The following is a 25952-nucleotide window of genomic DNA, read 5'->3' as shown; positions in this document are numbered from 1 at the left end:
CTACCCCCGCAACCAACTCTCAATACCAAACACCCATACAACACCAAGCGCAGCTATATCCGATAGCGTGCGTGCTTGAAGGCGTGTTCCGCCTGCTTCGTGGCCTGCACGAATGAATTTTCGCAGTCGCGCGGACCGCCAATGGGTGCTCCCACTTACAGACCTTGATCGTCGTTTGAGCTGCAGACATTCGGTCCAGCGCGGCAGGGCTTAATGCGCTTCTTCATCTACGACGAGATGCTGCAAGACGCGTTTTTCAAGCACCAGCAGTGCACTGACGTCGTTTGTCTGCATGACAAGACCGTCGCCGAGCGGCCTTGCTGCCGTGCGCACCGCATCGGCCAGGCGCAGGAAGTCCGGCCGGGCTCGCCCGCCCACGCCGTGCAAGGCGCATAATTGGCGCCAGTCGAACACGAAGCTCTCCATCAGCATGACGAAACGAGCTGCCCGTCCTTCCGCGCCGTCAGCATCGGTTGCAATCGTCAGTTCTTCACACAGGTCCTCGATCAGGAATTGCACTTCGGCTGCAGGCATTATCGGTGATCGATGGTTGCTCTCGGTAAGCAACTGGGGATCGCCCTTCTGGTGCCAATCTACGGTTCGCCATTGATCCCTGGGCGGCGCCTGCCCGCAGGCGAGACGCCAGAAGGCTGCAGTACCCGAGGTGTCTGCCACGAGATGGATGCGTTCCGCCTCGGCATTGTTCTCCACGTGATGGCGGCGCCAATTATCGAAGATCCAGGCTTCTCCCACGCCCATGTGCAGGGACTGTCCGTCGCAGTGAAACCGCACTTCCGGCAAGGTGAAGATCGGAATGTGCAGTCGTACCCGCGTGTGCCAGTGATAATTGATGTCCGCATGCTCTGGTACGCCCACGCCCGGGGCCAGCCGCATCAACCGTGAACGTCCCCAAACAACGCCGAAACCAGCGAGGACCTGACGCAGATAGGGCATGGCGGCAAGCCACTGCGTCGGCAGCATCTGGCCGTGAACTGAATCTGTCTCGACGCCACCAGCGGTGATCAGGCGCGCCGCGCTGTTGCCGGGCACTCCATCGGGGTGCGGCACCCATGCCTCGGGCGGCAGACCCGCGACCTCGGCCTGAAGGCGGGCGGTCTCGAAAAGAACGGGCAATTGGTAGAAGGGGCGTGACAGTCGCATCGGTCAGTTCCTGTAGCCGGTTAATGCGTCGCCCAGTGCCTCCCGGAGGGGGGCGAGCCACGGCGCATAATTCTGCCATTGGGTAAGACTTTCGCGGCCAAGGGGCTGACGGACCTGCTCCGAACTGGGCGTGCGCACGCTGCGCTTTGTCCGATGAAAGGCAAGGCAGGCAGGATCGAAAGGCAATCCGCAATGGTCCAGCATGTGCTTCACGCTGCCGTCGAGGTCCTCGACCACGTCTTCATATTGCACGCGCAGTACGCGCCTTGGCAGCACTGTGTCCCAATGCCGCATGAGATCGAGATAGGCACGGTAATATCGGGCGAAGTCGTCGATCCCGTAGGTGAATTCCTGATTGTTGGTGCCGAACAGCTGTTTGAAATTGCTGAAACCGCACGCCATGGGCTCACGCCGAATGTCGATGATGGTCGATCGAGGAAGGATCAAGTGGATCAGGCCGATATTCCAGAAATTATTCGGCATCTTGTCGATGAAGAACGGCCGGCCGAGCCGGCGATAGGTTCGGGTTTCGGCAAGGAAGCGCTCGCCCAGCGCGCGGGCGTCTCCGGCAGTCATCCGCTGCATTGCCTGTGGGTTGAGCGGCAGGTTGCAATCCGGATCGCTGCCACAGATTTCACGGGCATATCGGCCGATTTCGGTCAGCTCCTGCGTGCCTTCGACAAGGGAATGGGACGCGAGGATTTGCTCGATCAAGGTCGAGCCCGAGCGCGGCAGGCCCAGAATGAAGATGGGGGCGGGGTCGTCCACTCCCCAGCCTGACCGGTCGGCCAGGAATTCTGCGGTGAAGGTCTGTTTCAGTCTATCGACGCAGGTTTCCGCGACTTCGGGGCTAAAACGGGAGGAGAGGTGCCGAGCCGCATTGCCGCGCTCGTAATAGTGCCATGAGGATGCATATTCGCCCCGGTCTTCGAAGGCCTTGCCCAGTGCGAAGCACAGGTAGATCCGGTCCATGTCCTGTGTGTCAGGATGGGCTTCCGCCGCGCGCATGCGCGCGATCTCATCGTCGGTGAAGCGGTAGGTCTTGAGGTTGGCAAGGCCGAACCATGCCACGCCATAGTCAGGGCTGGCCGCGAGGGAGGCGCGATAATCCGCAATGGCTTCTTCCTGCCTGCCCGTGATCTTCAGGGCATTCGCCCGCCACAAGCGCAGTTCGGCTGTTTCGAGCCCATTGGGAGATTGGCCTTCCAAAAGCCCCGCATAGAGGTCGATCACCGGCTCATGATCGCCAAGCCCCACACAGGCCGCCCCATATTGCTTGAGATATTCGCGATGGCCGGGGTCGTGCCGCAGCAGGCATTCGGCCTGCTGGCGGGCCTGCAGGTGCTTCTGCTGCTGCAACAGAACCATCGCGTAGTCGAGCCGCGCTTCGTGATAGTCGGGCGCCAACTCGATCGCTTCCTCCAGGAGCGCTTCCGCCTCGCCGGGGGCCTCTCGATCCTTGCATATACGCGCCAGCAGACGCAGCGCGCCGACGTTGTCGCCATCCTTGCGCAGATAATCGCGCAGCACGTCCTCGGCAGGCGCAAGGTCGCCATCGGCAAACAGGCTGTTGGCTACTACGATTTCCGGTGGCAGCTGCCGCAACATGGATAGGTTTTGCGCCGACTTCGTCGCCTGGGCAGTGTCGCCCAGCATGCGATAAAGCTGTTCGAGCATATCCCAGCAGGCCGGCAGCGTCGGGTTGAGGCTCACTGCGTCCTGCAGGGCGGCCATGGCGGCCGGGGCATCCTGAAGCAGGATGTGGCAATGCCCACGTTCCTGATAGAGCCGGCTGAAGCGGGGATAGAGCGCCTGAAGCCTTGCAAGCACGGCGAGCGCGTCGTGAGCCCGTTTGTTGACGCGCAGGTTCCTGGCTTCCTGAAGCAGGGCGTCGCGTTCGCCGGTATCAGCAGGGGATGTCATCGCGACTGGCCGGCAAGTAGCAAAGGCTTCAACCAATCCGGCTCCGGCTGATCGGTGTCGTAATATTCGAAGATCAGGTGAATGCGGTCGGCGTCCCCGCCATTGCGCACCCAGTGCGGGCCAAGGTTGTTCACCTCAACGGCCTCACCCACCGGGAAATAGTGTTCCGCGCCGCCGAAGCAGGAGACGACCGTTGCATTGGTGACGAGCGGTACATGGATCTTGTGCGGCCATTTCGCCGCGGGATTGGCATCGATGTGTGGGTGAATAAGTCCCCCGCCAGGAAGCCGGGCCAGCATCACTCGCGGGAATGCCCCGCGCTTGTAGCCATAGGGCTGGACGGCCTGCGCCAGCACCGGCTCCAGTATCTCCTGCCATTCGGGCCATGCCGGACAATCGTAAGAACCGCGCCAGTCGCGGGGGCTGTGGATGAAGCGGAAAACGATGTGGCGGGTCTGGTCCAGCACTTCGAACTTGTTCGGCTTGGCGGCGTTCGCGGCGTCCCAGACGTTTTCCGGGATGGCCAGCACGGCTTCTTGCAATGCAGCGATATCGACCGGGCCGAGCTTGCGGACCGTGGTGGTCTTGCGTGGATTGGCGGTCGGGCGAACAGGAGGAGTGGGCTGGGGAAGGGTCATCGCGTGCCCTCGAAGGAATATCCGAACAGATCCAGGTCCTGAGCGTAGCGGGCCGTGACACCCTCGATCAGGGCGCGGTCGTAGTAGTTGCGATAATCGCCATGGCTGCTGCCATTCACGCGCTCCAGCGGGCGGGAAGGGATGCCGATCTGCGCGCAGATGGCGTCGTAGGAGCCCTGCATGTCCTCTACCCGGCCAATCGTGTCGGCCAGCAGCGTCTTGCCATCCTCGTCCACCAGCAGCGATGCCTGGGGCTGGAACAGGATGTGCAGCTCAGGCGGTTCCCGGAACAGGAAGTGATACATTGCCTCGCGCGGCTGCCGCTGGAAGATGTCATTGCCGCGCAGCATGAAGGCGCAGTAGGACACGAAGCGGGCAAACGGATTGCGGACGAAGGCGAACTTGAAATAGCCGGCGAAGGCTTCCTCGCCGAGATAAGGGCGCAATTGCAGCAAGGAGAGGTGACCGTGCTGGATCGCCGCCAGATCCGGCCAGGGGAAGCGCTTGTTGACGAACAGGCCTACCTGCTCGACGTCCTCGTGCCCCATTTGCTCGCGCAATGCTTGCCGCACGGCATGGGTGCCGGTCTTGGGCACAGCCGCGAAGATGAAACGGTGGCGATGAGAGACAATCATGGTTCCTCACGCAGGCATGTTTCGTAACACCGGGAAAGAACGCGCCCCCTCGCAGGGAGGGGGCGCGTGATGTGGTTCAGGCGGATGCCTTAGAACTTGTAGCTGAGGCCGGCCATGTAGGTCGTGCCGCTCTGGGTCTGGTTGTAGAGATACCGGTTCTGACCCCAGAACTGGGTGTCCTTCTCGTTCGTCAGATTGATCGCGTTGAGCGAGATCTGGAACGCATCGGAGATGTTGTAGAAGGCCGAGGCGTCCACATAGGTGGTGGCTTCGAAGCCCCTCGTACTGGCGCTCATCACGGAGTCGCTGCGGCCCGAATACCAGCGGCTGCGATGGCTCATGGAACCGCGCAGGCCCCAACGGTCCGTCTCGTAATAGATCGTCGCGTTGTAGCTGGTTTTCGAAATGCCGGTGATATCCTCGTCGGCGTCCACGTAAGTGAAGTTCGCCACCGCGCCCAGATTGTCGAAGGGGGCCGGCAGGAAGGAGAACTGCGCCTGTGCGGCCAGTTCGATGCCGGTCAGGCTTCTCGTACCGGCGATGTTTACCGGCATCGAGAATTCGGAGACGATCGTGTCGGCAGTCGCGCCGGGGATCGTGCTGTAGGGCACGCCGGTTTCGCTGAACGGAATGTCCTCAAGTGTCTCGGAACCGATGAAGTTCTTGATCCACTTGTGGAACACGCTTGCCGAAATCAGGCCGACCTTGCCGAAGTAATATTCGGCCGAGAAGTCCAGCGTGGTGTCCTTGTAGGGCTTGAGTTCGGGGTTGCCGCGCGACGCAGTGATCTCGCCGGAATCCTCGTTCTTGAAGGCGCTGCCCTTGGCCGCCATGGAACCCATGCCGGGACGGTTGATGTTCTGCGTCGCGGCAAAGCGCAGCAGCATGTCAGGCGTCATTTCCAGCACAGCGTTCATCGCGGGCAATACGCCCGAATAGCTGCCATCCACGTCGGTCGTGCCGAGATAGGCGTAGCTGTCGCCCTGGATCCAGCCGGTGCTGTTGGTCTTGGTGTGGTAGCCGCGCAGACCGATATTACCGCGGAAGCGCTTACCGAACAGCTGGCTGTCCCAATCCATCTGGGCGTATTCGGAAATCGTCTCTTCAGAGGTGGTATAGACGTTCTCGATGTCCTGGAGGTCGCCGCCCGAGCCATCCTTGTTCTTCTCGAGACGATGATATTCGTCGTATTTCGCGAAGCCCAGATCGTAATCGCCGATCAGCCACGAACCGAAGCTGTTGGTAAATACGGTGGTGATATCACCGACCGAGGTGCCACGGGTCTTGGGGCGGGTGCCGTTGACGTTGCCGTCATAGAACAGGTCGATGCCGTCCTGCGAGAAGCGGTGATAGGCAACGCCCGCGCGCAGTGTCAGGGCATCGTTCAGCTTGTAGCGCAGGTTCGCCACGCCTTCGCGCAGTTCCGACGAATTGTTGAACGAGCGATAGTAGAAATCGTCCATCGCGTAATTCGCCGGATCGGTGGGGTCCCAATTTGGATATTCGAACGAAGCCGACTGACCATCGGCGCCGTAATTGGCGACCAGATTGCCCTTGGCACGCATGTAGAACTTGTCGTCATACGGGGTTTTGTAGGTCGACTTCTCGTACCCGACATGCGCGTCGAATGTGAGGCTGTCCGAGGCTTCCCAATTGCCGGTCAGCGCGATCTGATCGAAACGGCTCTTGTTCAGCGAGCGACGATGTTCGCTGCCGAAGGTCGTGCCGGTTACGTCGGTCATGGTGACGTAATTGTCGCTGTCCCAGGCCAGATCGTTGATGACCGATGCCGTCTGGAAAATGTCCGGCCAGACCGCGCTGGCGGGCGTGTCGAATGCAATGGAGCCCGACGATGCGAGCGGTCGCGTGGCGAGGTGCATTTCGTTGCGGTGGGTTGTGAATTCGCCATGCAGCACGTCAAGCGTCAGCAGCACGTCGTCGCTGGGCTTCCATTGGATCGCACCCGTCAGGCCCAGACGTTCGGCCTCTGCATTCCATGAGGAAATGCGATTGCCGTCAGCAAAATACAGGTCGCCCGAGAGGAACTTTGCCTGTTGCTCGGCGGTCAGGCCGGAGATGTCCAGACCCTTGTCGACCAATTCCTGCATGGTGTCGGCGCCGGGGTTGTCGTAATTATAGGTATTGTGGCCCTGCTCGGTGGTCTTGCGCTTGGAATAGGCGACCGAGAGCAGAATGCCGAACCTGTCGTCCCAGTTCTGGCTCAGCATGGCGGCAATGCGCGGCTGCGCATCTTCGGTATATTCGTTCGTGCCGAGTTTGAGCGATACCGCGCCCTTGGTGCCCGCGCCATATTCGAGGGGCTTGCCAGTGAACAGGCCGACCGTACCGGCCATGCCGCCTTCGTTCTGGGCAGCCTGGAAGGTCTTCTCGACTTCCACGCGCGAGAACAGTTCCGAGGCGAAGATGTTGAAGTCGAACGCGCGGTCACGCGTGCGCTGGCCGCGGCTGTCCTGCGCGGAGTCGACGTTGCCCAGCACTTCCATGCCGTTGAGCTGGACGCGGGCGAAGTCCGAACCCAGGCCGCGCAGCGAAATCCGGCGGCCTTCGCCCGCTTCGCGGGTGATCTGCACGCCCGGCAGGCGCTGCAGCGATTCGGCCAGGTTCAGTTCCGGGAACTTCGCCATGTCTTCAGCGACGATGACGTCCTTCTGGATCACTTCCTCTTTCTTGATGTCGCGCGCTTCGCTCAGCGACTTGCGAAAGCCGGTTACGATGATGGCATCGTCGGGCTGTTCGCTGGCCTCTTGTGCGAATGCCGTGCCCGGGATGGCGCCTGCAATGATGGTCGCAACGCCAGCCAGCAACAGGCCGCGTTTGCTCGGGTGCATTGCCCGAACAGGAAGTGCATGCATTGTAATTACCCCATGAGTTTGGTCTGGACCAGGGGCCTTAAGCAGGTTGCGGCTACATCTCTGTGACAGTGTCGGCTGAAACGATATTCAATCGGAAGCCTCTGCGGGCCGAAGCGCCTCCTGCGGCCCAGCCTCCACGGCAGACCCATCGCAGCGGTCGGCTGCTCGCACCGGATTGCACAGTGCCGCCGCGCCGCCGGGCAGGCGCACCCGGTAATCATTATGCAGCCTTGGTTCCGGCCAGATATAGTCGGTCGACACGTATTGCGCGCCGGATGCCAGCGCGGCATCGCGCCGCACGGTATCGTTCGCGCGGGCTTCCAATGTGCCCGCATCGGCGCGAGTGCGGACGATGAAGCCTGCCGCAACGGCCTTGCGGATACGCTCCCCGTCCGCGATTGGATCGTTGAGCGTCAGATAGGCTGCGGCTGGAGAGCTTTCGTCGGTGTTGACGAAAAACACCCGGCCTTCCAGCGAGCGCCGTCCGCCGCGATAGACTTCGACTTTCTCCGGGCCCTCGTCGAGCGCGAACAGGACTTTACCCCGCGCCTCGCCGAGGGTTGGCCAGGCATTGTCTAGCACTGCCTCTCGCAATGTCGGATAGGCCCCCTGCACATCGTCGGGCGTTATCAGCGCTGCGGGCGGGAAAACCGCGTGTACCTCGCGATCCAGCGCGTCGAACGCGGCGGCATCGAAGGGCAGGGCGTCCACCCCGCCGGGCAGTGGTGCGGGGTCGGTCTTGGCGTTCACCATCAGCAGGATCGGCGCATGATCCGGGTGAGCCAGCGACCAGTTCCGTACGATGTGCAGACAGGCCTTCAGCGTCGCGCAGGAACTGAGGACGTCGATGTCCTGTACATGCATTACCTTGAAGCCGGGGCCGGCAAGTTCCGCCTTATGCTCGGCATCCAGCTCGATGCCCGCTGTGCGCAGCCCGGCCGGATCGAGGAAGCGCCCGCCTTCGGGATCGTAGTAGATGTCGATTTCGAGCTGGCGCACGCCTGCATCCAACTGCTCCACCAGCGGGCGGTGCCGATAGTCGAGTTCCACTGCATCGCCGGGAGATGCCGTCCGCAACAAGGCGAGGACAGCCTCGGGCAGTTGGGTCTTGTAGCTGTTATGCGTGCCGACCATCAGAAGATCGTTGAGCTTGAGATTGCGGTCCATCCATGCGCGCTGGCATCCAGCCCCTGCGCTGGCGGCATCCGGCGCGGCAAGGTCGCAATCACCTCCGGTGGCCTGCGCACCGCCGGGCAAAGCGCAAAGCGCCAGAAAAACGGCCGCAATCTTCCACATTCCAGGCCTCTCCGTCACCCAATCGCCATATCCATGGTCTAGACCACGGCGCCAAGACGTGGAGATGACAGTGACAGATTGCAGGGCGTGCTTCCCGATTATCCTCCCCCATGCGCTTTCGGGAGGCCGAGCATGGTGACGATGCAGGATCGCCGGAGCTTCATCCGCAACATGATGGCGACTGCGGGGGCGGCCTCGGCCTTCACTCCGTCGATTGCCCGCGCGCTGGAGATTTCCGCCGCTCGCCGGACAGGCACGTTGCAGGATGTCGGCCATGTGGTGATCCTCACGCAGGAGAACCGTTCGTTCGACCATTATTTCGGCACGATGCGCGGCGTTCGGGGTTACGGAGACCGCTTCGCCATTCCCGCCCCGCCGCTTCCTTCCGCACCTGATCGCACGGTACTGGTCCAGCCTAACGAGCATCTCGGAGCGCAGCCGGCACTGATCGCCCCCTTCCGGCTCGACACCTCGGCGGATTTCCGCCTCTATCGCCCGCTCGGTACGCCCCATGGCTTCACCGATAGCCAGGCCGCGTGGGACAATGGCCGGATGGGCGCATGGCCGCTCCACAAGCACAATCACGCGATGGCGCATTTCACGCGTGAAGATCTGCCGTTCCAATATGCCTTGGCCGAAGCCTTCACTCTGTGCGACGCCTATCATTGCGCGCTGCACCTGTGCACGAACCCGAACCGGCTCTTCATCTGGACCGGCACGCATGATCCGCTGGCGCGCGGCAATGGCCCGGCCATCGACAATGGCTATGACACGCTGGGCGCCGATCCGCTGGGCCATGGCGGCTATCTCTGGACGACCTATCCGGAACGGCTGATGGCGGCCGGCATCGGCTTCCAGATATATCAGGACATGGCCGACAATTTTTCGGACAATCCGGTGGTCGGCTTCCGGCGCTATCGCGAGGCGCAAGGCGTGTCCGAGGGCGAGGCGGGGCTTCTTGCCCGCCGGACCACCACGACGCGCGCGCTGGGCGATCTGAAGCAGGATGTCCTTGCCGGCCGGTTGCCGGAGGTTTCATGGGTAGTCGCGCCCGCCGCCTTGTCGGAACATCCGGGCACCTCCACTCCGCTGCAGGGTGGGGATTATACGGCGCAGGTGCTCGATGCGCTCACCGCCAATCCGGACGTCTGGGCCCGCACGGTACTGCTCATCAATTTTGACGAGAATGACGGCCTGTTCGACCATGTGCCGCCTCCGGCTCCGCCCGCGCGCGTTTCCGGGCGCGTCATTGGCGCGACGAGCATCCCGGCAGATGACGAATATCACGTCCATTCGCAGGCGGCCGAAGATGCGGCCTATCTGGACCGGCCCTATGGTCTCGGGCCGCGAGTGCCGCTCTATGTGATATCGCCCTGGAGCAAGGGCGGATATGTCTCTTCGGAGGTCTTCGACCATACGAGCATCCTGCGCTTCCTCGAAGCGCGCTTCGGCGTCTACGAGCCCAACATCAGCGCCTGGCGCCGTGCGGTATGCGGGGACCTGACGTCCTGCTTCGACTTCAGCCTGCCCGACACTGTCGAATTCATGGCGACGCTTCCGGCCACTGCTGCCCTGTCTGAACGCGCGTCGAAGCTGGAGGAAGTTCCCCCGCCGCTTCCGGAAAACCTCACCGCGCCCGTGCAGGAAACCGGCCTGCGGCGGCGGCGTGCCACGCCCTACAGGCTCGATGCCCGGTTGCAGGTCGGGGAAAGCGGTGCGGCGGTGTTGTTCGCCAACCACTCGTCGGAACGCGCGGCGGTGTTCCATGTCTATGACGTGAAGCGGCTGGACGAGGTTCCTGCCCGCTATACGGTCGGCGCGGGCGAGGAACTGGCCCACTCGCTGGCCGGCTTGGACGAGGGCACCGATCTCTTCATCCTCGGCCCCAACGGTTTCCACCGGCGCCTGATCGGGCGAGGGGGCATCTTCTCGGTCAGCGTCGAGGAAGCCTCGGCCTCCCGGCCCATGCTCAAACTCGTCAATCTCACTGCAAAGCCACTGTCCATCGCCATGACGGACCAGGCCTATGGCGCCGCGCCCCAGACAATCGAGCTGGCTGGCGGGAAATCTCGCAGCATCCCGCTCGATCTCGCAAAGAGCCATGGCTGGTACGACCGCCAATTCGCGGCGGGCGGTCAGGTCTGGCGCATCGCGGGCCATGTCGAGAATGGCGAAGGCTCCTATTCCGATCCCGCCGCGGGCGGGATGGGGCCGCTCACCCTGACCGCCTAGGCGCGATCCTGTTTTTTCCGGGGAGGCAAGCTTTCCAGCCTCCCCGATCCGGCGCGAGGTCCTCCCTTTGAGACCCCGTGTTGGTGCTTTGAGTTCACGAGCTAGGCCAATGCTTCTCCCTCGATCGTGATGCGGTGCATCTCGCGCCGGTGCCCGTGATAGTCATTTCGGGCGAAGTGCCAGGTTGCACGATTGTCCCAGAAGGCGATCGATCCGGGTTGCCACACGAACTCCCCGATGAAATCGGGATTGATGCAATGGGCATAAAGCTCGACGAGCAATTGCCCGGCCGCTTCCTTGTCCCATCCCGCTATGCCGATCGTGAAAGCCGGGTTGACGTAGATGGCGCGTTTCCCGCTCAGTGGATGGACGAGGATCAGCGGATGTTCGACGTCCTCGAGCATGTCGGCAGCAGAGGAATTGCCGAGCCGCCCATCCTTGCGCATTTCGCTCTCGCGGATCGCTTCGACGGCCTTGCTGCCGAAGATATGGCGCGCGGAATGAACGGCCTTCAGCCCTTCCACTTCACGCTTCAACCCGGCTGGCAGGGCATCGTAGGCGGCGTACATCGATGCGAAGGCCGTGTTTCCGCCGCTGAGCGGGACTTCGCGCGCCACCAGAATGGAACCGAGGGCGGGGATGCGATCATAGCTGTGATCGGTGTGCCAGCCGCCGCCGATATTCTGCGTTTGCGCCGGTTCCTTCACCACCAGGGCAATTTCCGGATAGGCCGGATGGGCGGCGAAGAACCGGTTGATATTGATGGGGCCCCATCGCCGGGCAAAGGCGATATGCTGTTTTTCATCCAGCGTCTGGTCGCGGAAGAAGACCACGCCATGCTCCACAAAGGCGCGGCGGATGGCCTCGAAGGTCTCGTCGTCCAGCTCCCGAGACAGGTCCACACCGAGAATTTCGACGCCGACATTGCCGGCCGTCCTGATTTCCAAACTCATTTCTATCATTCCTCGCTTTCCCAACAGGCGAACGGACGGCACATGCCCCCTTGCCGTCCGCCCGCCTGCCGCCCCTCAACTCACTTGAGCTGGATTCTGGTTTCACCCAGGGCCTGAGAATAGGTGCCTTGCGCGCTTGTCTCGTCGCTTACCGGCGATCCGGTATCGCGTCCGATATCGAAGCCTTCGTTGAACGAGCCGACGGCTGTCGGATACTGGCGCACGGCCAGTTCGCCCGCAGCATTGCCGTTCACGAACAGGCGAACCTTGCCGCCGCCCAGCTTGCGCAGCAGGGCGAAGGGTTGCTGGTCGGCACTGTCCGGAATGAATTCGAAGCCGACCGTCGCCGGGCCTGCGGGCAAGGGGATGGTAGACGTGACACGGTCGCGCTGCTGGCCGAAGGCGTTGTTCTCGAACTGCAGATGGCCGTCCCCGGCATAGAGCACAAAGCCGCCCAGACGCCCGCCGAATGCAACGAGTGCGCCTGTGCCCTTCGAGGAATCGCCCTTGATGTCGATTTCGACCCGGTGACTCCGGCCGGTCAGTTCGGGCACTCCGTTCTGTGGCAGGGTGCTGATGCCGGGGCGCCATGAGAAGAGCTTCTGGTTCGCGTCGACGATCGTCGGGGCCCCGAAGGGCAGGGGAAGCAGCGGGAACACGCCGTTGCGCTTTCCTTCGCTGGCGAATGCCCCCTTGAGTTCCTCCAGCTTGGCAGGATTGGCCTTGGCCAGGTCCCGCGCCTCGCTGAAATCTTCAACCACGTTGTAGAGTTCCCAATTATCGGTGGCCGTATCGTCCGCGAATGCCTGCGTGATATTGTCGATCAGCGTCCAGGGAGCGAACTTGCGCTTGGCAGCGGCAACCCAGCCATCCTTGTAGATGCTGCGGTTGCCGAAAATCTCGAAATATTGGGTAGTGTGGCGATCCGGCGCCTTCGCATTGGTGAAGGTGGGTACCAGGCTCTGACCTTCGAACGGAGTTTGCCGCACGCCGTCCACTTCGGCGGGGAAGGGAATGCCCGCAGCGTCGAGGATCGTGGGGGCAATGTCGTTCACATGGCCGAACTGGGTACGTACCTGCCCGGGATCGGCGGTGTGGCCGGTCCAGCTGACGACCAGTGGATTGCGAGTGCCGCCGAAATGCGAGGCGACCTGCTTCATCCACTGAAAGGGCGTGGTCGTTGCCCAGGCCCAGCCTGCGGCATAGTGGTTGGCGAGATCGGGTCCGCCGAAGCTGGCAAGGTTGCGCGTCTGCGTGGCGACGTCATGCGGAGCGCCGGCGGCCGAAGCCGCCTCTCCTGCGATCGAGCCCTGCAAGCCGCCTTCGCTGCTGCCGCCATTGTCGCCGATGATGTAGAAGATCAGCAGGTTGTCGCCGCCGGGCCGGGCCTTCAACTCGTCGATCAGGCGGCCGACCTCGGCATCGGTCTGTTCAAGGAATCCGGCATAGACTTCCATCTGCCGGGCATAGAGACGGCGTTCTTCCTGGCTCAGGCTCGACCATTCAGGCAGCCCCTCGGGGCGCGGGGTGAGCTGTGCATCCTGCGGCACGATACCCAGCTTCTTCTGCCGGGCGAAAGCGAGCTTGCGATATTTGTCCCAGCCATTGTCGAACTTGCCCTTGTTCTTCGCGATCCATTCTTCGAGCACGTGATGCGGCATATGCGTGGCGCCCGGCGCGAAATAGGCGAAATATGGCTTGGTGGCCGCCGCTGCGTTATGATCGTCGACCCAGGCAATCGTCCGATCCACCAGGTCTGTCGTGAGGTGATAGCCCTGTTCCGGCGTGGCGGGTGCGGCAATCGGGGTGGTGTCGTTGTAGAGATGGGGCTCCCACTGATTGTCCTCGCCGCCCTGGAAGCCATAGAAATGGTCGAAGCCCAGCCCGGTGGGCCAGCGGTCGAACGGGCCGGCGGCCGAAACTTCCCAGCGCGGCGTATTGTGCCATTTACCGAAGGCGGCAGTGGAATAGCCGTTACTCTGCAGGATGCGGGCGATGGAGGCTGTTTCCGGCTTCCAGACCGAGTCATAGGCGGGAGTGCCGGCCGCGATATCCGCAAGATTGCCGAAACCGACCTGATGGTGATTGCGCCCGGTCAGCAAGGCCGCACGGGTAGGCGAACAGATTGCGGTAGTGTGGAAGCGGTTGTAGCGCACACCTTGTTCGGCCAGCTTGTCGATATTCGGCGTCGGGATCAGGCCGCCAAAGGCGGAAGACGCCGCAAACCCCACATCGTCGAGCAGCACGATGAGGACGTTGGGAGCACCCTTTGGCGCCTTGGGCTGCTGCGGAAAGCCGGGTTGCGCGCCGAGCCGCGCCGCAAGCGCTGCCGGGGAAAACCCGCCGCCTGCAGGCGCGGTCTGGGCCGTCGCCGTCGAAGCAAGGCCCGAAGCGAGAGTAGTGCCCGCCAGCAGCAACACGGTCCGCGCGATAACAGTCTTCATGTATGGTCTCCGGTGAGGTGATGTGCCGGGCTCGGCAAAGGAGGTCAGAGGGACGAGGAAAGGGTGTGCATGCGTTCCGCTCCCATGGGGTGGTCGCCTGGCGGGGCTTGGGGATTCCGGACACAATCCCGCATCGCGCGAGCGCTGCTGATACGCGGGCAGAGTGCCATACCCGTGGGGGACGACAGGACCCGCTTGTTCTTCCGGATATGTCCAGGCCGCACGGATGGCGGCAGGCGCCGCCCATCTAGCCGGAGCGGCTCCTTGGGCTGAGCCCGATCAACCTGTCTTGTATACTGACATCGTATCACCCCGTCACAACAGTGAGGGAACACGATGCCTGGCGCTGTCGCCCCAGCATCGCGCGCTTTAGCCGTTGGTAACGCGGAGCAAGCTGCTTCCCGGTCAAAAGCCGCGGATTCCTGACTTTCCGGCGAGGGCGGAATCACATCCTTCGCTTAATCCCTATCTAGTTAGTAGAGATTATGCCGTCAATACAGGAAAATCTAAGGCAGGCGGTGGCTCACGGGCTACGCCAGGGCCAAAGTCTCCGCTTCCATTGGGGCGCAAGCGGAGGGCAAAGGGCGGATCGTCCTTCCCCGTCGCCGCGCTTATGCGCTAGGCACGGCCAAACAGAATCCGAGGGGCATGTCTGGTGAAGGTGTACGATTACATCGTTGTGGGCGCGGGAAGCGCAGGTTGCGTTCTGGCCAACCGGCTCAGTGCCGACCCGTCCGTCCGGGTCGCGCTGATCGAGGCGGGCGGGGAATGTCGCCACCCCCTGATCGACATGCCGCTCACCTGGATGCAGGCTGCGGCAAATCCGCGCTTCATCTGGGGTTACGAGAGCGAGCCCGATCCCGGTCTTGACGGCCGTCAGCAGCCGATCCCGCGCGGCAAGGTGCTGGGCGGATGTTCGTCCATCAACGGGACCATGTATATTCGCGGCGCCGCTGCGGATTATGACGCCTGGCGCGATGCCGGCCACGAAGGCTGGGGCTATGAGGACGTGCTGCCCTATTTCAAGCGCTCCGAAACCAATTGGCGCGGCGAAAATGCGGTCCATGGCGGCAGTGGAGAGATGCACGTCACCCCCATGGCGCCGGACCCGCAACTGTTCCCTGCCTTCCTCCAGACGGCACAGGCGCTTGGGCATGAGGCCTGCCCTGATTTCACGATCCCGCAGCCGGAAGGTTTCGGCATGCCGGATTGCACGATTCGCAAGGGGCGCCGGGCCAGCACTGTGCGGGCCTTCATCGATCCGGTGAAGAACCGGCCCAATCTGGACGTGATCGCCAATAGCAACGCGCTGCGGGTTCGGCTGGAGGGCAAGCGCGCGACCGGTGTGGAGATCGTGACTGGCGGTGCGCACCGTGTGCTCGAATGCCGGGGGGAAGTGATCCTTTCGGCAGGGGCGCTGAACAGCCCGCATCTGCTGATGCATTCGGGCATCGGCCCCGCTGCGGCGCTGAAAGCTGCCGGGATCGATCCCTTGATCGATCTGCCGGGCGTGGGGCAGAACCTGCAGGACCATCCCATTGCCATGGGCATCTGGAAATCGGCCGTGCCGATCGGCTTCAACCGGGATATCCGGCTCGATCGGGTGGCGCTCAATTTCCTGCAGTGGAAATTGAGCGGGCAGGGGCCGATGAGCCAGAGCCCGATGTCGATCCAGGGCTTCCTTCGTTCCGGGGAAGATCAGGAGCGGCCCGATATCCAGTTCCAGATCGTCCATAGCGGCTACGATGCGCAGCTGTGGTTCCCCCTGTGGCGCAAGCAGCCCACGCCGATGTTCTCCTGCGGGGCGATCCTGCTCGATCCCGAGAGCCGGGGCGAAGTGACGCTGGCATCTGCCAATCCGCTCGATCTCCCCCGTGTCCAGTTCAACTTCATGAGCGCCGAGGGTGACCGGGAACGGCTGCGCCGGGGTTTTCGCTTCATCCGCCAGTTTTTCGCCACTGCCCCGGCAAAGGATATTGCCGAATTCGAACTCGCCCCGGGGGGCGACTTGCAGAGCGATGAGCAGATCGACGCATGGCTGCGCGCATCGCTGATCAGCGCGGGCCATCCCACCAGCACTTGCGCCATGGGCAGTGTGGTCGATAGCCAGCTGCGCGTGCTGGGCGCGGAAAACCTGCGCGTGGCGGATGCCTCGGTGATGCCCGACGTCATTCGCGGCAATACTCACGCGCCTGCGGTGATGATTGCGGAAAAGGCGGCGGATCTGATCGCCCGGGCGCGCTGAGCGGGCCCGGGGCGGGGGATCAGGCTCCGGCCGGCCCAGTTGTTCCTGTGCCCATCACTTCGCGCACATCCCGGCCGCTGCCCAGCAGGTCGGCGATGCGTTGCAGCGTAGGCGTCGCGCTGGCGAAATAGCGGGCGTAGCCCTCGCACAGATAATTGAGGCCCGCTTCGCCATCGGCGGTGCTGGTGAAGCGGTGCTTCGGGCATCCGCCCCAGCACAGGTTGAGCCAGGGGCAGGTGCGGCATTGTCCGGGCAGGGTGTCGGCCTTGGCCTGTCCGAACGCCTGCTGCTGCGAACTGTCGATCATTGCGGTGAGGCTGGTTTCGACAAGATTGCCCAGGCGGTATTCGGGATAGACGAAATGGTCGCAGGAATAGACCGTGCCGTCATGCTCGGCCACTACCGCGCGGCCGCAGGTCGGCTGGTGGACGCAGACGACGCCGGGCGCACCCACCAGAGAGGCAAGGGTCCATTCGAAATTCATCACGAAGACGTCGCCCACATCCTGACGCGACCATTCGCCGAATACGACCGAGAGGAAGCGCCCCCAGTCTGCCGGGCGCACGCTGAACGGCGCCATGCCACTATCCGCTTCCCCTTCCTCAGCCGCGCCGGGCCCTGAAAGGTCCAGCCCCAGTTCCTTCTCGCGCGGGCCGGCAAGGCGCTCCACCACCGGTGTGAACTGGATGAACTTTACGCCCTGTCGTTTGAGGAAACGATAGACCTGAAGCGGGTGTTGCGCGGAATGGCGGTCGACACAGGCAAGGACGTTATAGTCCACCCCATGGCGCTGCAGCCGTTCGAGCGCGGCCATCACCAGATCGAAGGTCGGCGCGCCTGAGCGATAGCGGCGATAACGGTCATGTATCTCGCGCGGGCCATCGAGGCTGAGGCCGACAAGGAAGCGGTGCTCGGCCAGAAAGGCTGCCCATTCCTCGTCGATCAGCGTGCCGTTGGTCTGGAAGCTGTTTTCGATCTGGCGGCCCGGCCCGTAAAGCTGCTGCAGTTCGACTGCCCGACGATAGAAATCGAGGCCCAGCAGGGTCGGCTCGCCACCCTGCCAGGTGAAGTGGACCGGATGGCCGGCGGGGGTCGAAGCGATAGTGTTGCGGACATAGGCTTCCAGCACCGTGTCCGACATGCGGCGCATCTTCTTGCCCGGAAACAGCGCCTCTTTCTCCAGATAGAAGCAATAGGTGCAGTCGAGATTGCACGCCGGGCCGCTGGGCTTGGCCATGACGTGAAAGCCTGCCGTGCTTGGGCGCGCGGTATCGATCGAGGCTTGTGTCATCGCGGAGACCCTCAGCCCACCAGTTCGAGGGCGGGCAGCTTGTAGCTTCCGTCGAACACCGAAGGGCGCGGCTGGTAGAACCGCGTTATGAGCTGGAAGCTGTCGCGCGGGGCGGGCAGCCAGTTGATCCGGCCTTGCGGCTGGTCGGCCCCGATCACGATCTCCAGCGACCCGTCGGGCGCGTAGATCAGGCCTTCGCTGCGGTCGTTGAATGCGTAGCGGTTCGCCGGATTGTCGAACAGGAAGAAGTTCCTGTCGTAGAGGATCAGCGACCAGAACGCGTCCACCGGCGGTGTCTGGCCCGGCGCGAAGTGCAGCCGGTAACGGCGGTTGCCGTCAAGCGGTTTGCCGTCAGGCCCTTGCGCCGCGCTGAAGTAGAGCGCTTCCTTGGCAATGTGCGCGCCGGGGCCGAAGGTGTTGATCGCTGCCCGCGCGAGAGGATCGCGAATAAATGGCACGATCGAAAGGTTGCTGCGCCAGCCGTTGATCACGGTGGACGATGCGGCCTGCGCCGCCTGGATGCGTGCGAGGCCTGCGGGGATCGCGGCAGCGAGTGTCGCCCTCAACTGGGGTCCGCGCGGCGTCCCGCTGCCGATACCCAGCGGTGCGAAACGTGCGAGGTTGGCAGTATCTTCCGGTACCGGAGGATACTGGTGTACCAGCGCGTCGAGCTCGTCGAAGAAGCCGGCATCGAAGGCCGTCAGGTCGAGTGCAGGGATCACGTTGATCGAGTTGGCACGGGCAATGGCGGGCAGGCGCCCTTGTGGCCAGGCGGACAGCGGCCCTGTGGAATAGGAGGCGTGGATGGCCTGCGCTGCCGGGAGATCGGTCGATCCGCTGACCAGAGTGCGCACCAGCGCGAGAATCTTGCCGGTCGGTGCGGCAATTCCTGTCACGCCGGGCGGAAGTGTGCCGTTCCACCCCGGTGCGGTGATGGCGTAGGCGCCCGCTTTGGTGCCGGTCACCCGCCTGCCGATATAGGAGAAGCTATCGCCATAGGTGTCGAGTAACTGGATCGAATAGTAGCGGTCGTGCGTATCCGGCACTGCAATCACCTGCGGCCCGCCCGTAAGGTCGAGCCAGGCGAAACCATAGAGCGTGTCGATGTTCGGTCCCGCCGCATGCGTCGCGGGAGTGGCAAGATCGGGACTCAGATAGAACTGGTTGAAGCTCAGGCCGGCCTTTCTTGCGATTTCGATATAACGCCCGCTCAGCACCAGCGGCAGGCCCCAGATGAACGCATCTTCGGCGAGTTGCGACAGGCTGTCCGCAGCGCGCAAGGATGACAGGGGAAGCAAGGCGCCGGCCCCTGCGAGGCCTACGGCACCGAGGAATTGACGGCGGGAGGGGGCAAAATCGAGCATGGGACGAATCCTGTGCGAATCTGGTCGATGGCTGTCAGGATCGGCCTGACGGCAATGACGCCGCCAGGCCGATGCCGGTCAGTGGTTGGGGTTGATCTTGCGGAGCTCTTCCTCGAGCGTCCCGCTGTCCGGCGAGCGATGAATCTTGCCGATATCGTCCCAGGTGATCAGCGGATAGAGATCGTATTTCTGGGCCTGCTGCTCGAACAGGGCCTTCAGTTCCGCCAGCTTTTCGGGATGCTTCTTGGCCAGGTCGAAGCGTTCGTTGAAGTCCTCGTCGACGTGGTAGAGTTCCCAGGCATTTTCATCGAACGGCTTGTCGCCGCCGGGGCTGCCGGTGACGAAGCGGTTGGGGAAGGCAAGCCCGGCCTTCCAGCCATCGTGATAGATCGCCCGCGATCCGAAGATGTAATAATGCTGGGTCTTGTGACGGGATTCCGCGGCCGGGTCCTTCACCGAATAGGCCAGCGAAATGCCCTCGACAGGCTGCTGCTCCACACCCCGGATCTTGGTGGGGGTCTTCAGCTTCGCCAGTTCCAGCGTGGTCGGCAGGATGTCGATCACATGGCCATATTGCGTGCGGAACGTGCCGCCATCCTTGATCTGCTGCGGCCAGGAAACGATCAGCGGATTGCGCGTGCCGCCTTCGCTGTTCGCATCCGATTTCCAGCGCCGGAACGGCGTGTTGGTCGCCTGCGCCCAGCCGATGGGGTAATTGCCCTCGATCGCGCTCGGCTTGCCCAGCTGGTCGATGCGGGCGAGGTTATAGGCGATGTTTTCCTGCTCGCTCAGCGCGGGGGCAACAAGGCTGCGGTCGATATCGCCATAGGCGGTGCCTTCCTTGCTGGCGCCGTTATCGCCCACGATCACCACGAACAGCGTGTTGTCATACTGGCCGGTCTGCTTGAGGTGATCCACCAGACGGCCGATCTCGTGATCGGTATAGGTCAGGAAGCCGGCATAGACTTCCATGAAGCGGGCATAGAGCTTCTTCTGATCGGCGGGCAGGGAGTTCCAGGCCTTCACTCCGGGGTCGCGGTCAGGGAGCACGGCATTGGCCGGGATGATGCCCAGCTTCTTCTGCTGCGCGAACACCTGTTCGCGATAGGCATCCCAGCCACCGTCGAACTTGCCCTTGTACTGGTCGCTCCATTCGGCGGCGACCTGATGCGGCGCGTGCGTGGCGCCGGGGGCGTAATAGAGGAAGAAGGGCTTGCCGGGGGCGGCCTTCTGCTGCCGCTCGATATAGCCGATGGCCTTGTCGGTCATCTGCTCGCTCAGGTGCCGTCCGTCAGGCTGCACATGCACCTGATCCTCCACCAGATCGGGCTTGTACTGATCGGTCTGCGAACCGAGGAAGCCGAAGAAATGATCGAAACCCTTGCCGGTGGGCCAACGGTCGAACGGGCCGGCATCGGTGGAATCCTCGTCAGGCGTCACGCCATATTTGCCGACCGCGAAGGTATTGTAGCCCTGATCGCGCAGGATTTCGGCAATCGTCCCGTCTTCCGCCGGAATGCGCCCGTCCCAGCCGGGGAAGCCCGCCGAAAGGATGGTATGCGAAAAACCGGCGACATGGACCGAGGAACTGTTCTTGCCCGTCAACAGCGAGGCGCGCGTCGGGGCGCAGACTGCCGTGGTGTGGAAGTTGGTGTAGCGCAGGCCCTGCTGCGCCAGCTGGTCGAGCGTAGGCGTGGCGATGGCGCCACCGAATGCGCTGGATGCGCCGAAGCCGACATCGTCCAGCAGAATCCAGACGATGTTCGGCGCGCCTGCCGGGGCCTTGGCCGGTTCGGGCCACCATTCGGTGGATTCGGCCAGCGTGCGGCCCACCTTGCCCTGATAGGTCTGTTCCTGTGCGTGGACCTGCCCCGCAAGCGATACTACCGAAACCAGCGCGGTGACGGACTGAAGTACTCGTTTATGCATGATTGAACCCCTGCTGCCCGGCCTCATCGCGGGCCATTGGCTGGTATTGTCGCGGAGGGGCCGGACACATGGTCCGGCCCCTGAATGCGTCAGGCCGCTTCGTATTCGCGGGCCTTTTCCTTGCGGACCGTGCGGCTGGTGCGGCCGTCGATCGCCACGGGCACTTCGCCATGGATGGTCGCGCGGCGCAGCGTGCGGCGCTGCAGGGCGAAATCGGCCACGGCGCGGTGCTGGGTGGAGCGGTTGTCCCAGAAGGCGACATCGCCCGGCTGCCAGCGCCAGCGCACCACGTTTTCCGGCTTGGTGATGTGATCCTGCAGCAGGTTGAACAGGCGCTGGGAATCCGACTGGTTCAGCCCGACGAAGCGCTTCACGAAATGGCCGAGCAGAAGGCTGCACTGGCCCGAGACGGGGTGGACGCGCACCACGGGATGCTCGGTTTCATAGATGGTCGAGGCGAACACGTTCTTGTGCTGCTTGACCGCTTCCTGCTGGGCATCGCTGGCGCGGTTGGCACCCAGCACGGCAGCATAATCGTAATCGTTGCTGTGCACTGCCCAGAGGTTGTTCACCAGCTGGCGCAGGGCTTCGGGCAGTTCGTCATAGGCGGTCTCGCCATTGGCCCACACGGTATCGCCGCCCGCTTCGGGGATGGTGATGCCGCGCAGGATCGAACCTTTGGGATAGGCGTCGACGAAGGTCACATCGGTGTGCCAGCTGGAGGCGGCGTAGCCTTCCTGGCTGTCCAGCTCGAGCAGGTATTTCGAGCCTTCGGCCACCGGCACGGTGGGGTGAGCCACCGGATCGCCGAACAGCGAGGTGAAGGCTTCATGCTCGGCATTGTCGAGATGCTGCTGGCCACGGAAGAAGATGACCTTGTGGCGCACCAGCGCGGCTTCGATGGCCTGCACGGTGGCGGCGTCAAGATCGCCCGAGAGGACTACGCCGCGGATTTCGGCGCCGATGCGGCCGGTCAGGGGCACGATGTCCAGCGGAGAGGAGGGGTCTTTGGCGTTCGGATAGGAAGGAACGATGGTAGCCATGGGGGAATACTCCGATTGAGGGTTGAGGGACCGTTCGGGGTTTATTCGGCGGGCACGAGCACGGTGGGTCCGGCATCGAGCTGGCGGCGAATTTCGGAATGCGTTGCCTCGTCCAGCGGGAAGCGGGCGAGCAGCGCGGCGGAAACTGCGTGGGCCAGCGCAGGGCCCAGCGCGAAGACGTAGAGCAGGCCGGTCAGCGCCTCGGGCGAGTTGACGACCTTGGGGTCGAAGCCCAGCCAGCCCACCAGCGGCAGCGCGATGCCCACCGCAGCGGCGCCTGCGGACTTGCCGGCGAGGGCGAAGACCGAGAAGTAGAGCCCGGTCCGTTCCTCGCCCGTTTCCAGCCGGTGCTTGTCCGCCACGTCGGCCACGATGGCGCGCAGCATCAGATTGCCGGAACCCTGTGCGAGGCCCTGCGCGAAAGTAAGCACCAGCAGCAGGCCGAAGCGATCGGGCGTGACCAGCAGCAGGCCCAGATTGATTGCCACCTGCACCACTTCGCCCAGGATGGCCGTGCGGTGCTTGCCCAGCTTCAGGCCGATGCGCAGCCAGATCGGGCCGGCCAGGATGCCGAACACGAACTGGAACAGGAACAGCCCCGCCGCCCAGTCCGGCCGGCCCATGTAGAAGGTCACGAAGAACACGATCAGGGCTGAGCGGATCGCCTGACCGAGCGAGACCGCGAAGTCGGAACCGAGCACGCGCAGCAGCAGCGGGTTGGCGAACACGGCGCGCAGCGACTGGCCCAGCGAGAAGGGAACCGGTTCATAGGCCGGCGGCTCCTCGCGGAAGGCCGTGAGCGACAGCAGGACGCTGGGCAGCGCGGTGGCCAGCACCAGGCCGCCCATCAGCGTCATCTGCAGCCGTCCGTCGCCGGGGCGGAACTGGTCGGCAATGGTGGGCAGCACCAGCGTGACGAACAGGGCCGCCGATCCGGCCACGGTCTGGTAAGTCGCAATGCGGGTGCGCTGGTGATACTGGCCCGAAATCTCGCCCGACCACGCCAGGAACGGAATCTGCACTGCCGTCCAGCCGAGATAGAAGGCGACCAGCACCACGGCGAGATAGACAGGTGTAACGTTCACAGGCGGAAAGAACAGAAAGATCGACGCCAGGCTGAACAGCAGGCTCCCCCCCACGATCCACGGCTTGCGGCGCCCGAACCGGGTGCGCGTGCGGTCGCTGAGCGCGCCGATCAGTGGATCGAGCAGCGCGCCCCAAAGGGTCCCGGCCAGGAACACCGCGCCGATCGAACCCAGCGAGAGCCCGAAATCGCGCGCGAAGATCGCCGGGAGATAGACGGCCAGCGGAAGGCTGGCTGCCGAGACCGGCAGGGCGATGGCCGAGAAACGTGCCAGCCGCCAACCGGACAGCGTGGGCTCATGGAGCGAGAAGGGGGAAGCCGTCATTGCCCGTGCCTCACAGCTTGGTGCGCAAGGTCACGCCATAAGTGCGCGGATCGCCGAGTTGGCCGGTGATCGCGCCGGTATTGGCGGCCGAAAGCGTGCTGAAATATTCCTTGTCGAACAGGTTCTTGGCCCAGATCGAGATGTCGTACAGGCCATCGTCGCTGCGCAGGCCGATACGGGCATTGGCGATGCCGTAGCCGGGAACTTCGGCCCAGGCCGAGTTTGACGAGGAGGTGTTGAAGGACGAACGGTGCGACCAGTCGGCATGGGCATAAAGCTCCAGCCCGCGTCCGCCCCAATCGCCCAGCGGCGTATTGGCATCGGCACCCAGCGTGTAGGTGAACTTCGGAATGCCGGGCAGCTGTTCGCCCGACAGGTCCTGGATCGCCGAGATGTTCAGCCGTTCCACCGCCTGTGGGGCGTTGGTATATTCGACATAGGTCGCATCGGCGTAGGCAAGCGAGCCATTGATGCTGAAACGATCGCTGATGGCGAAGACGGCATCTGCCTCGAACCCGCGCGAGCGGACCTTGGGGATGTTGGCGATATATTGGCGGAAGGTCACCGTATCGGGGACCTGTTCGGTGATCGCGGTCTGATAGTCCGAGATTTCGGTCCAGTAGAACGCGCCGTTCAAGGTCAGGCGGCGGTCGAAGGCCTGGGACTTGAAGCCCAGCTCATAGGCGTCGACCTTTTCCGGCGCGACATCGGGCGAAACGCCGACGGGCAAGGTGGTAAGGTTGAGGCCGCCCGACTTGTTGCCGCGCGAATAGCTGGCATAGAGCAGGGCATTGTCCGCTACCTTCCAGCTGAGCGAGGCAAGGCCCGAGACGCTGTTGTCGGTGAAGCTGGTTTCGTAGCTGGTGATCGGGTTGAACTGACCGCGGATTGCCGCCAGCGTCGGATCGGCGAGATCGGTGCCGCCGGTCCACCATTGTTCGTAGGTGCCGGACTTCTTTTCGTGCGTATATCGCAGACCTGTAGTTAGCTTGAGGTTGTCCGTAATCGCCCAGTCGAGCTGACCGAACCCGGCCAGGCTCTTGGTGACCGGTTCCGAGTAAGAAGCGGCCGTGAACCCGTCGAGCGCGCGGTTCCAGGTGCTGAGCGGGAGCTGCGAGGCTGGCGGGCGGTTCCACAAGCCGGCGGCCTCGCCATAGCCGAACGAGCCATAGCCGCGCACGGTCTGCCAGAAGTAATAGGCGCCGACGACGTAGTTGAGCGGGCCGTCGTTGTCCGAAGCGACGCGCAGTTCCTGCGAGAACTGGCGCTGGAAATTCTCCTGCTGGGCTGCCGTGATGTTGGGCAGCGATGTGCCGTCGCCATCATTGGCCGGATACCAGTCCCACCAGCGATAGGCGGTGATGGAAGTCAGCTTGGCGCCGCCCAGATCCCAGTCGAGCTGACCGGAAAAGCCATAGCCTTCCATGTTTGCCTGATAATGCCCGTCGGCCTCGCCTTCGCGATCGAAGGGCTGGAAGCTGGGCAGGGTGTAGCCGGGTAAGCGGGCTGCGCGGACGAGGAAGTTGTTGGGGATGGCGGCGCCGTTTTCGTAGGTCTCGTGATGATCGACGAATACGGTCAGCGCGAATTTCTGCTTCTGGTGCGAATAGTCGCCGATCAGCTTCAGTTCGAGATTGTCGCTCGGCGTGATCAGCACCTGCCCGCGCACGGACGCGTTGTAATAATCCTGCGCATCGGTGTTCTTGGTGGTGTTGAACAGGAAGCCGTCGCGGTTCGTCAGCGCCCCACTGACGCGCACGGCCACCAGATCGGGCACCAGCGCGGTGGAAGCCGAGGCGCGAGCCTGGACATAGCCGTAATTGCCGTAGGACAGTTCGCCGGAGAATTCGGGCGTGAAGCTGGGCGCGCGGCTGGTGATGTTGATCACGCCGGACGTGGTGTTCTTGCCGAACAGCGTGCCCTGCGGCCCCCGCAGCACCTCGATCCGGTCAAGGTCCACAAGGTCGAACTGCGAGAGGCCGACGCGGCCGTAATAGACGTTGTCGATGTAGAAGCCGACGCCGTTTTCCAGCCCGTCATTGGTCAGAGCCACATTGCTGCCCAGGCCGCGAATGTTCACATTGGTGTTGCGCGGGTTGAAGCTGAACACCTGCAGGCTGGGGACCTGCTGCTGGATCTGGCCGAGCGTGTAGTCGCCCCGCTTTTCAAGCGCTTCCGCGCTCACAACGCTGAGCGCGATCGGCACGTCCTGCGCGTTTTCGTCGCGGCGGCGCGAGGACGTGACGATGATGGCTGGGCCTTCCGCAACACTGGCTTCGACGGCGGTGGAAACCTCGCTCGCGGCCACTTCCTCGGCATGGGCCGGGATGGCGGCGATCAGGCCGGCAAGGGCAGTGGTGCCAAGGGCGGCGCGGCGGAAGGCAACGGAAGAAAGAAACTGCGACATCTGGATTTCCCTGAACCTTGAAAATGTATTGGGGTCCGGCGCGGATGGCGGGCGCAGAGGACCGTTCCCGCTCCCGAGCCCGGGAACAGGGCGCGCCGTTCGGGCGCAC

Annotated in this window: 16 protein-coding genes; 2 read left to right on the top strand and 14 right to left on the bottom strand. The window is 63.3% G+C overall.

The genetic code is table 11. From position 1 onward, the window contains the following. Positions 1 to 210 precede the first annotated feature (210 nt). From WFP36_RS12240 to WFP36_RS12215, 6 genes are all read right to left on the bottom strand, one after another. Complete coding sequence (locus tag WFP36_RS12240) at positions 211 to 1161, bottom strand: aspartyl/asparaginyl beta-hydroxylase domain-containing protein (RefSeq protein ID WP_336980783.1); 951 nt, start codon at positions 1159 to 1161, stop codon at positions 211 to 213. A gap of 3 nt (positions 1162 to 1164) precedes the next feature. Then, entirely contained in the window at positions 1165 to 3084 is a 1920-nt protein-coding gene (locus WFP36_RS12235; protein WP_336980782.1) for a tetratricopeptide repeat-containing sulfotransferase family protein, read from the bottom strand. Beyond that, the gene (locus WFP36_RS12230; protein WP_336980781.1) at positions 3081 to 3722 is read right to left on the bottom strand and encodes an aspartyl/asparaginyl beta-hydroxylase domain-containing protein; all 642 of its coding nucleotides are present in this window, start codon (positions 3720 to 3722) and stop codon (positions 3081 to 3083) included. Before WFP36_RS12230 ends, WFP36_RS12235 begins: the two co-directional genes overlap by 4 nt. Further along, positions 3719 to 4357, bottom strand: coding sequence for a sulfotransferase family 2 domain-containing protein (locus tag WFP36_RS12225; protein ID WP_336980780.1), 639 nt, complete (start codon positions 4355 to 4357; stop codon positions 3719 to 3721). Before WFP36_RS12225 ends, WFP36_RS12230 begins: the two co-directional genes overlap by 4 nt. Before the next feature lie 89 nt (positions 4358 to 4446). Further along, positions 4447 to 7206, bottom strand: a complete 2760-nt coding sequence (locus tag WFP36_RS12220; RefSeq protein WP_336980779.1) for a TonB-dependent receptor — start codon at positions 7204 to 7206, stop codon at positions 4447 to 4449. A 111-nt stretch (positions 7207 to 7317) separates the two neighbouring features. Further along, the gene (locus tag WFP36_RS12215) at positions 7318 to 8526 is read right to left on the bottom strand and encodes a phosphatidylinositol-specific phospholipase C1-like protein (protein ID WP_336980778.1); all 1209 of its coding nucleotides are present in this window, start codon (positions 8524 to 8526) and stop codon (positions 7318 to 7320) included. 132 nt (positions 8527 to 8658) lie between these two features. Here WFP36_RS12215 and WFP36_RS12210 point away from each other — a divergent pair, with 132 nt between their 5' ends. Then, entirely contained in the window at positions 8659 to 10758 is a 2100-nt protein-coding gene (locus WFP36_RS12210) for a phosphocholine-specific phospholipase C (RefSeq protein ID WP_336980777.1), read from the top strand. A 101-nt stretch (positions 10759 to 10859) separates the two neighbouring features. Here WFP36_RS12210 and WFP36_RS12205 read toward each other — a convergent pair whose 3' ends face one another. Beyond that, positions 10860 to 11711, bottom strand: coding sequence for a TauD/TfdA dioxygenase family protein (locus WFP36_RS12205; RefSeq protein ID WP_336980776.1), 852 nt, complete (start codon positions 11709 to 11711; stop codon positions 10860 to 10862). Between the two features lie 80 nt (positions 11712 to 11791). Then, positions 11792 to 14155 (bottom strand): arylsulfatase, encoded by a 2364-nt coding sequence (locus tag WFP36_RS12200; RefSeq protein WP_336980775.1) that lies wholly within the window; start codon positions 14153 to 14155, stop codon positions 11792 to 11794. 655 nt (positions 14156 to 14810) lie between these two features. Here WFP36_RS12200 and WFP36_RS12195 point away from each other — a divergent pair. Beyond that, on the top strand, positions 14811 to 16400 hold the full coding sequence (locus WFP36_RS12195) for a GMC family oxidoreductase (RefSeq protein ID WP_336980774.1): 1590 nt from the start codon (positions 14811 to 14813) through the stop codon (positions 16398 to 16400). A 19-nt stretch (positions 16401 to 16419) separates the two neighbouring features. On the opposite strand, the gene WFP36_RS12190 is transcribed toward WFP36_RS12195, so the two are convergent. The 6 genes from WFP36_RS12190 to WFP36_RS12165 form a co-directional block, all read right to left on the bottom strand. After that, the gene (locus tag WFP36_RS12190) at positions 16420 to 17691 is read right to left on the bottom strand and encodes an anaerobic sulfatase maturase (protein WP_336980773.1); all 1272 of its coding nucleotides are present in this window, start codon (positions 17689 to 17691) and stop codon (positions 16420 to 16422) included. Between the two features lie 11 nt (positions 17692 to 17702). Beyond that, complete coding sequence (locus WFP36_RS12185; protein ID WP_336980772.1) at positions 17703 to 18971, bottom strand: DUF1254 domain-containing protein; 1269 nt, start codon at positions 18969 to 18971, stop codon at positions 17703 to 17705. A 162-nt stretch (positions 18972 to 19133) separates the two neighbouring features. After that, positions 19134 to 20984, bottom strand: a complete 1851-nt coding sequence (locus WFP36_RS12180; RefSeq protein ID WP_336980771.1) for an arylsulfatase — start codon at positions 20982 to 20984, stop codon at positions 19134 to 19136. A gap of 89 nt (positions 20985 to 21073) precedes the next feature. Further along, positions 21074 to 22027 carry a TauD/TfdA dioxygenase family protein gene (locus tag WFP36_RS12175; protein WP_336980770.1) on the bottom strand — a complete coding sequence of 318 codons (954 nt, stop codon included), beginning with the start codon at positions 22025 to 22027 and terminating at the stop codon, positions 21074 to 21076. 41 nt (positions 22028 to 22068) lie between these two features. Beyond that, positions 22069 to 23436, bottom strand: a complete 1368-nt coding sequence (locus WFP36_RS12170; protein WP_336980769.1) for an MFS transporter — start codon at positions 23434 to 23436, stop codon at positions 22069 to 22071. 10 nt (positions 23437 to 23446) lie between these two features. After that, positions 23447 to 25843 (bottom strand): TonB-dependent receptor, encoded by a 2397-nt coding sequence (locus WFP36_RS12165; protein ID WP_336980768.1) that lies wholly within the window; start codon positions 25841 to 25843, stop codon positions 23447 to 23449. Positions 25844 to 25952 lie beyond the last annotated feature (109 nt).

This window comes from Fulverythrobacter fulvus (assembly GCF_037154085.1).
Classification (GTDB): Bacteria; Pseudomonadota; Alphaproteobacteria; order Sphingomonadales; family Sphingomonadaceae; genus Andeanibacterium; species Andeanibacterium fulvum.
This window is presented reverse-complemented; position numbering and strand designations above follow the sequence as displayed.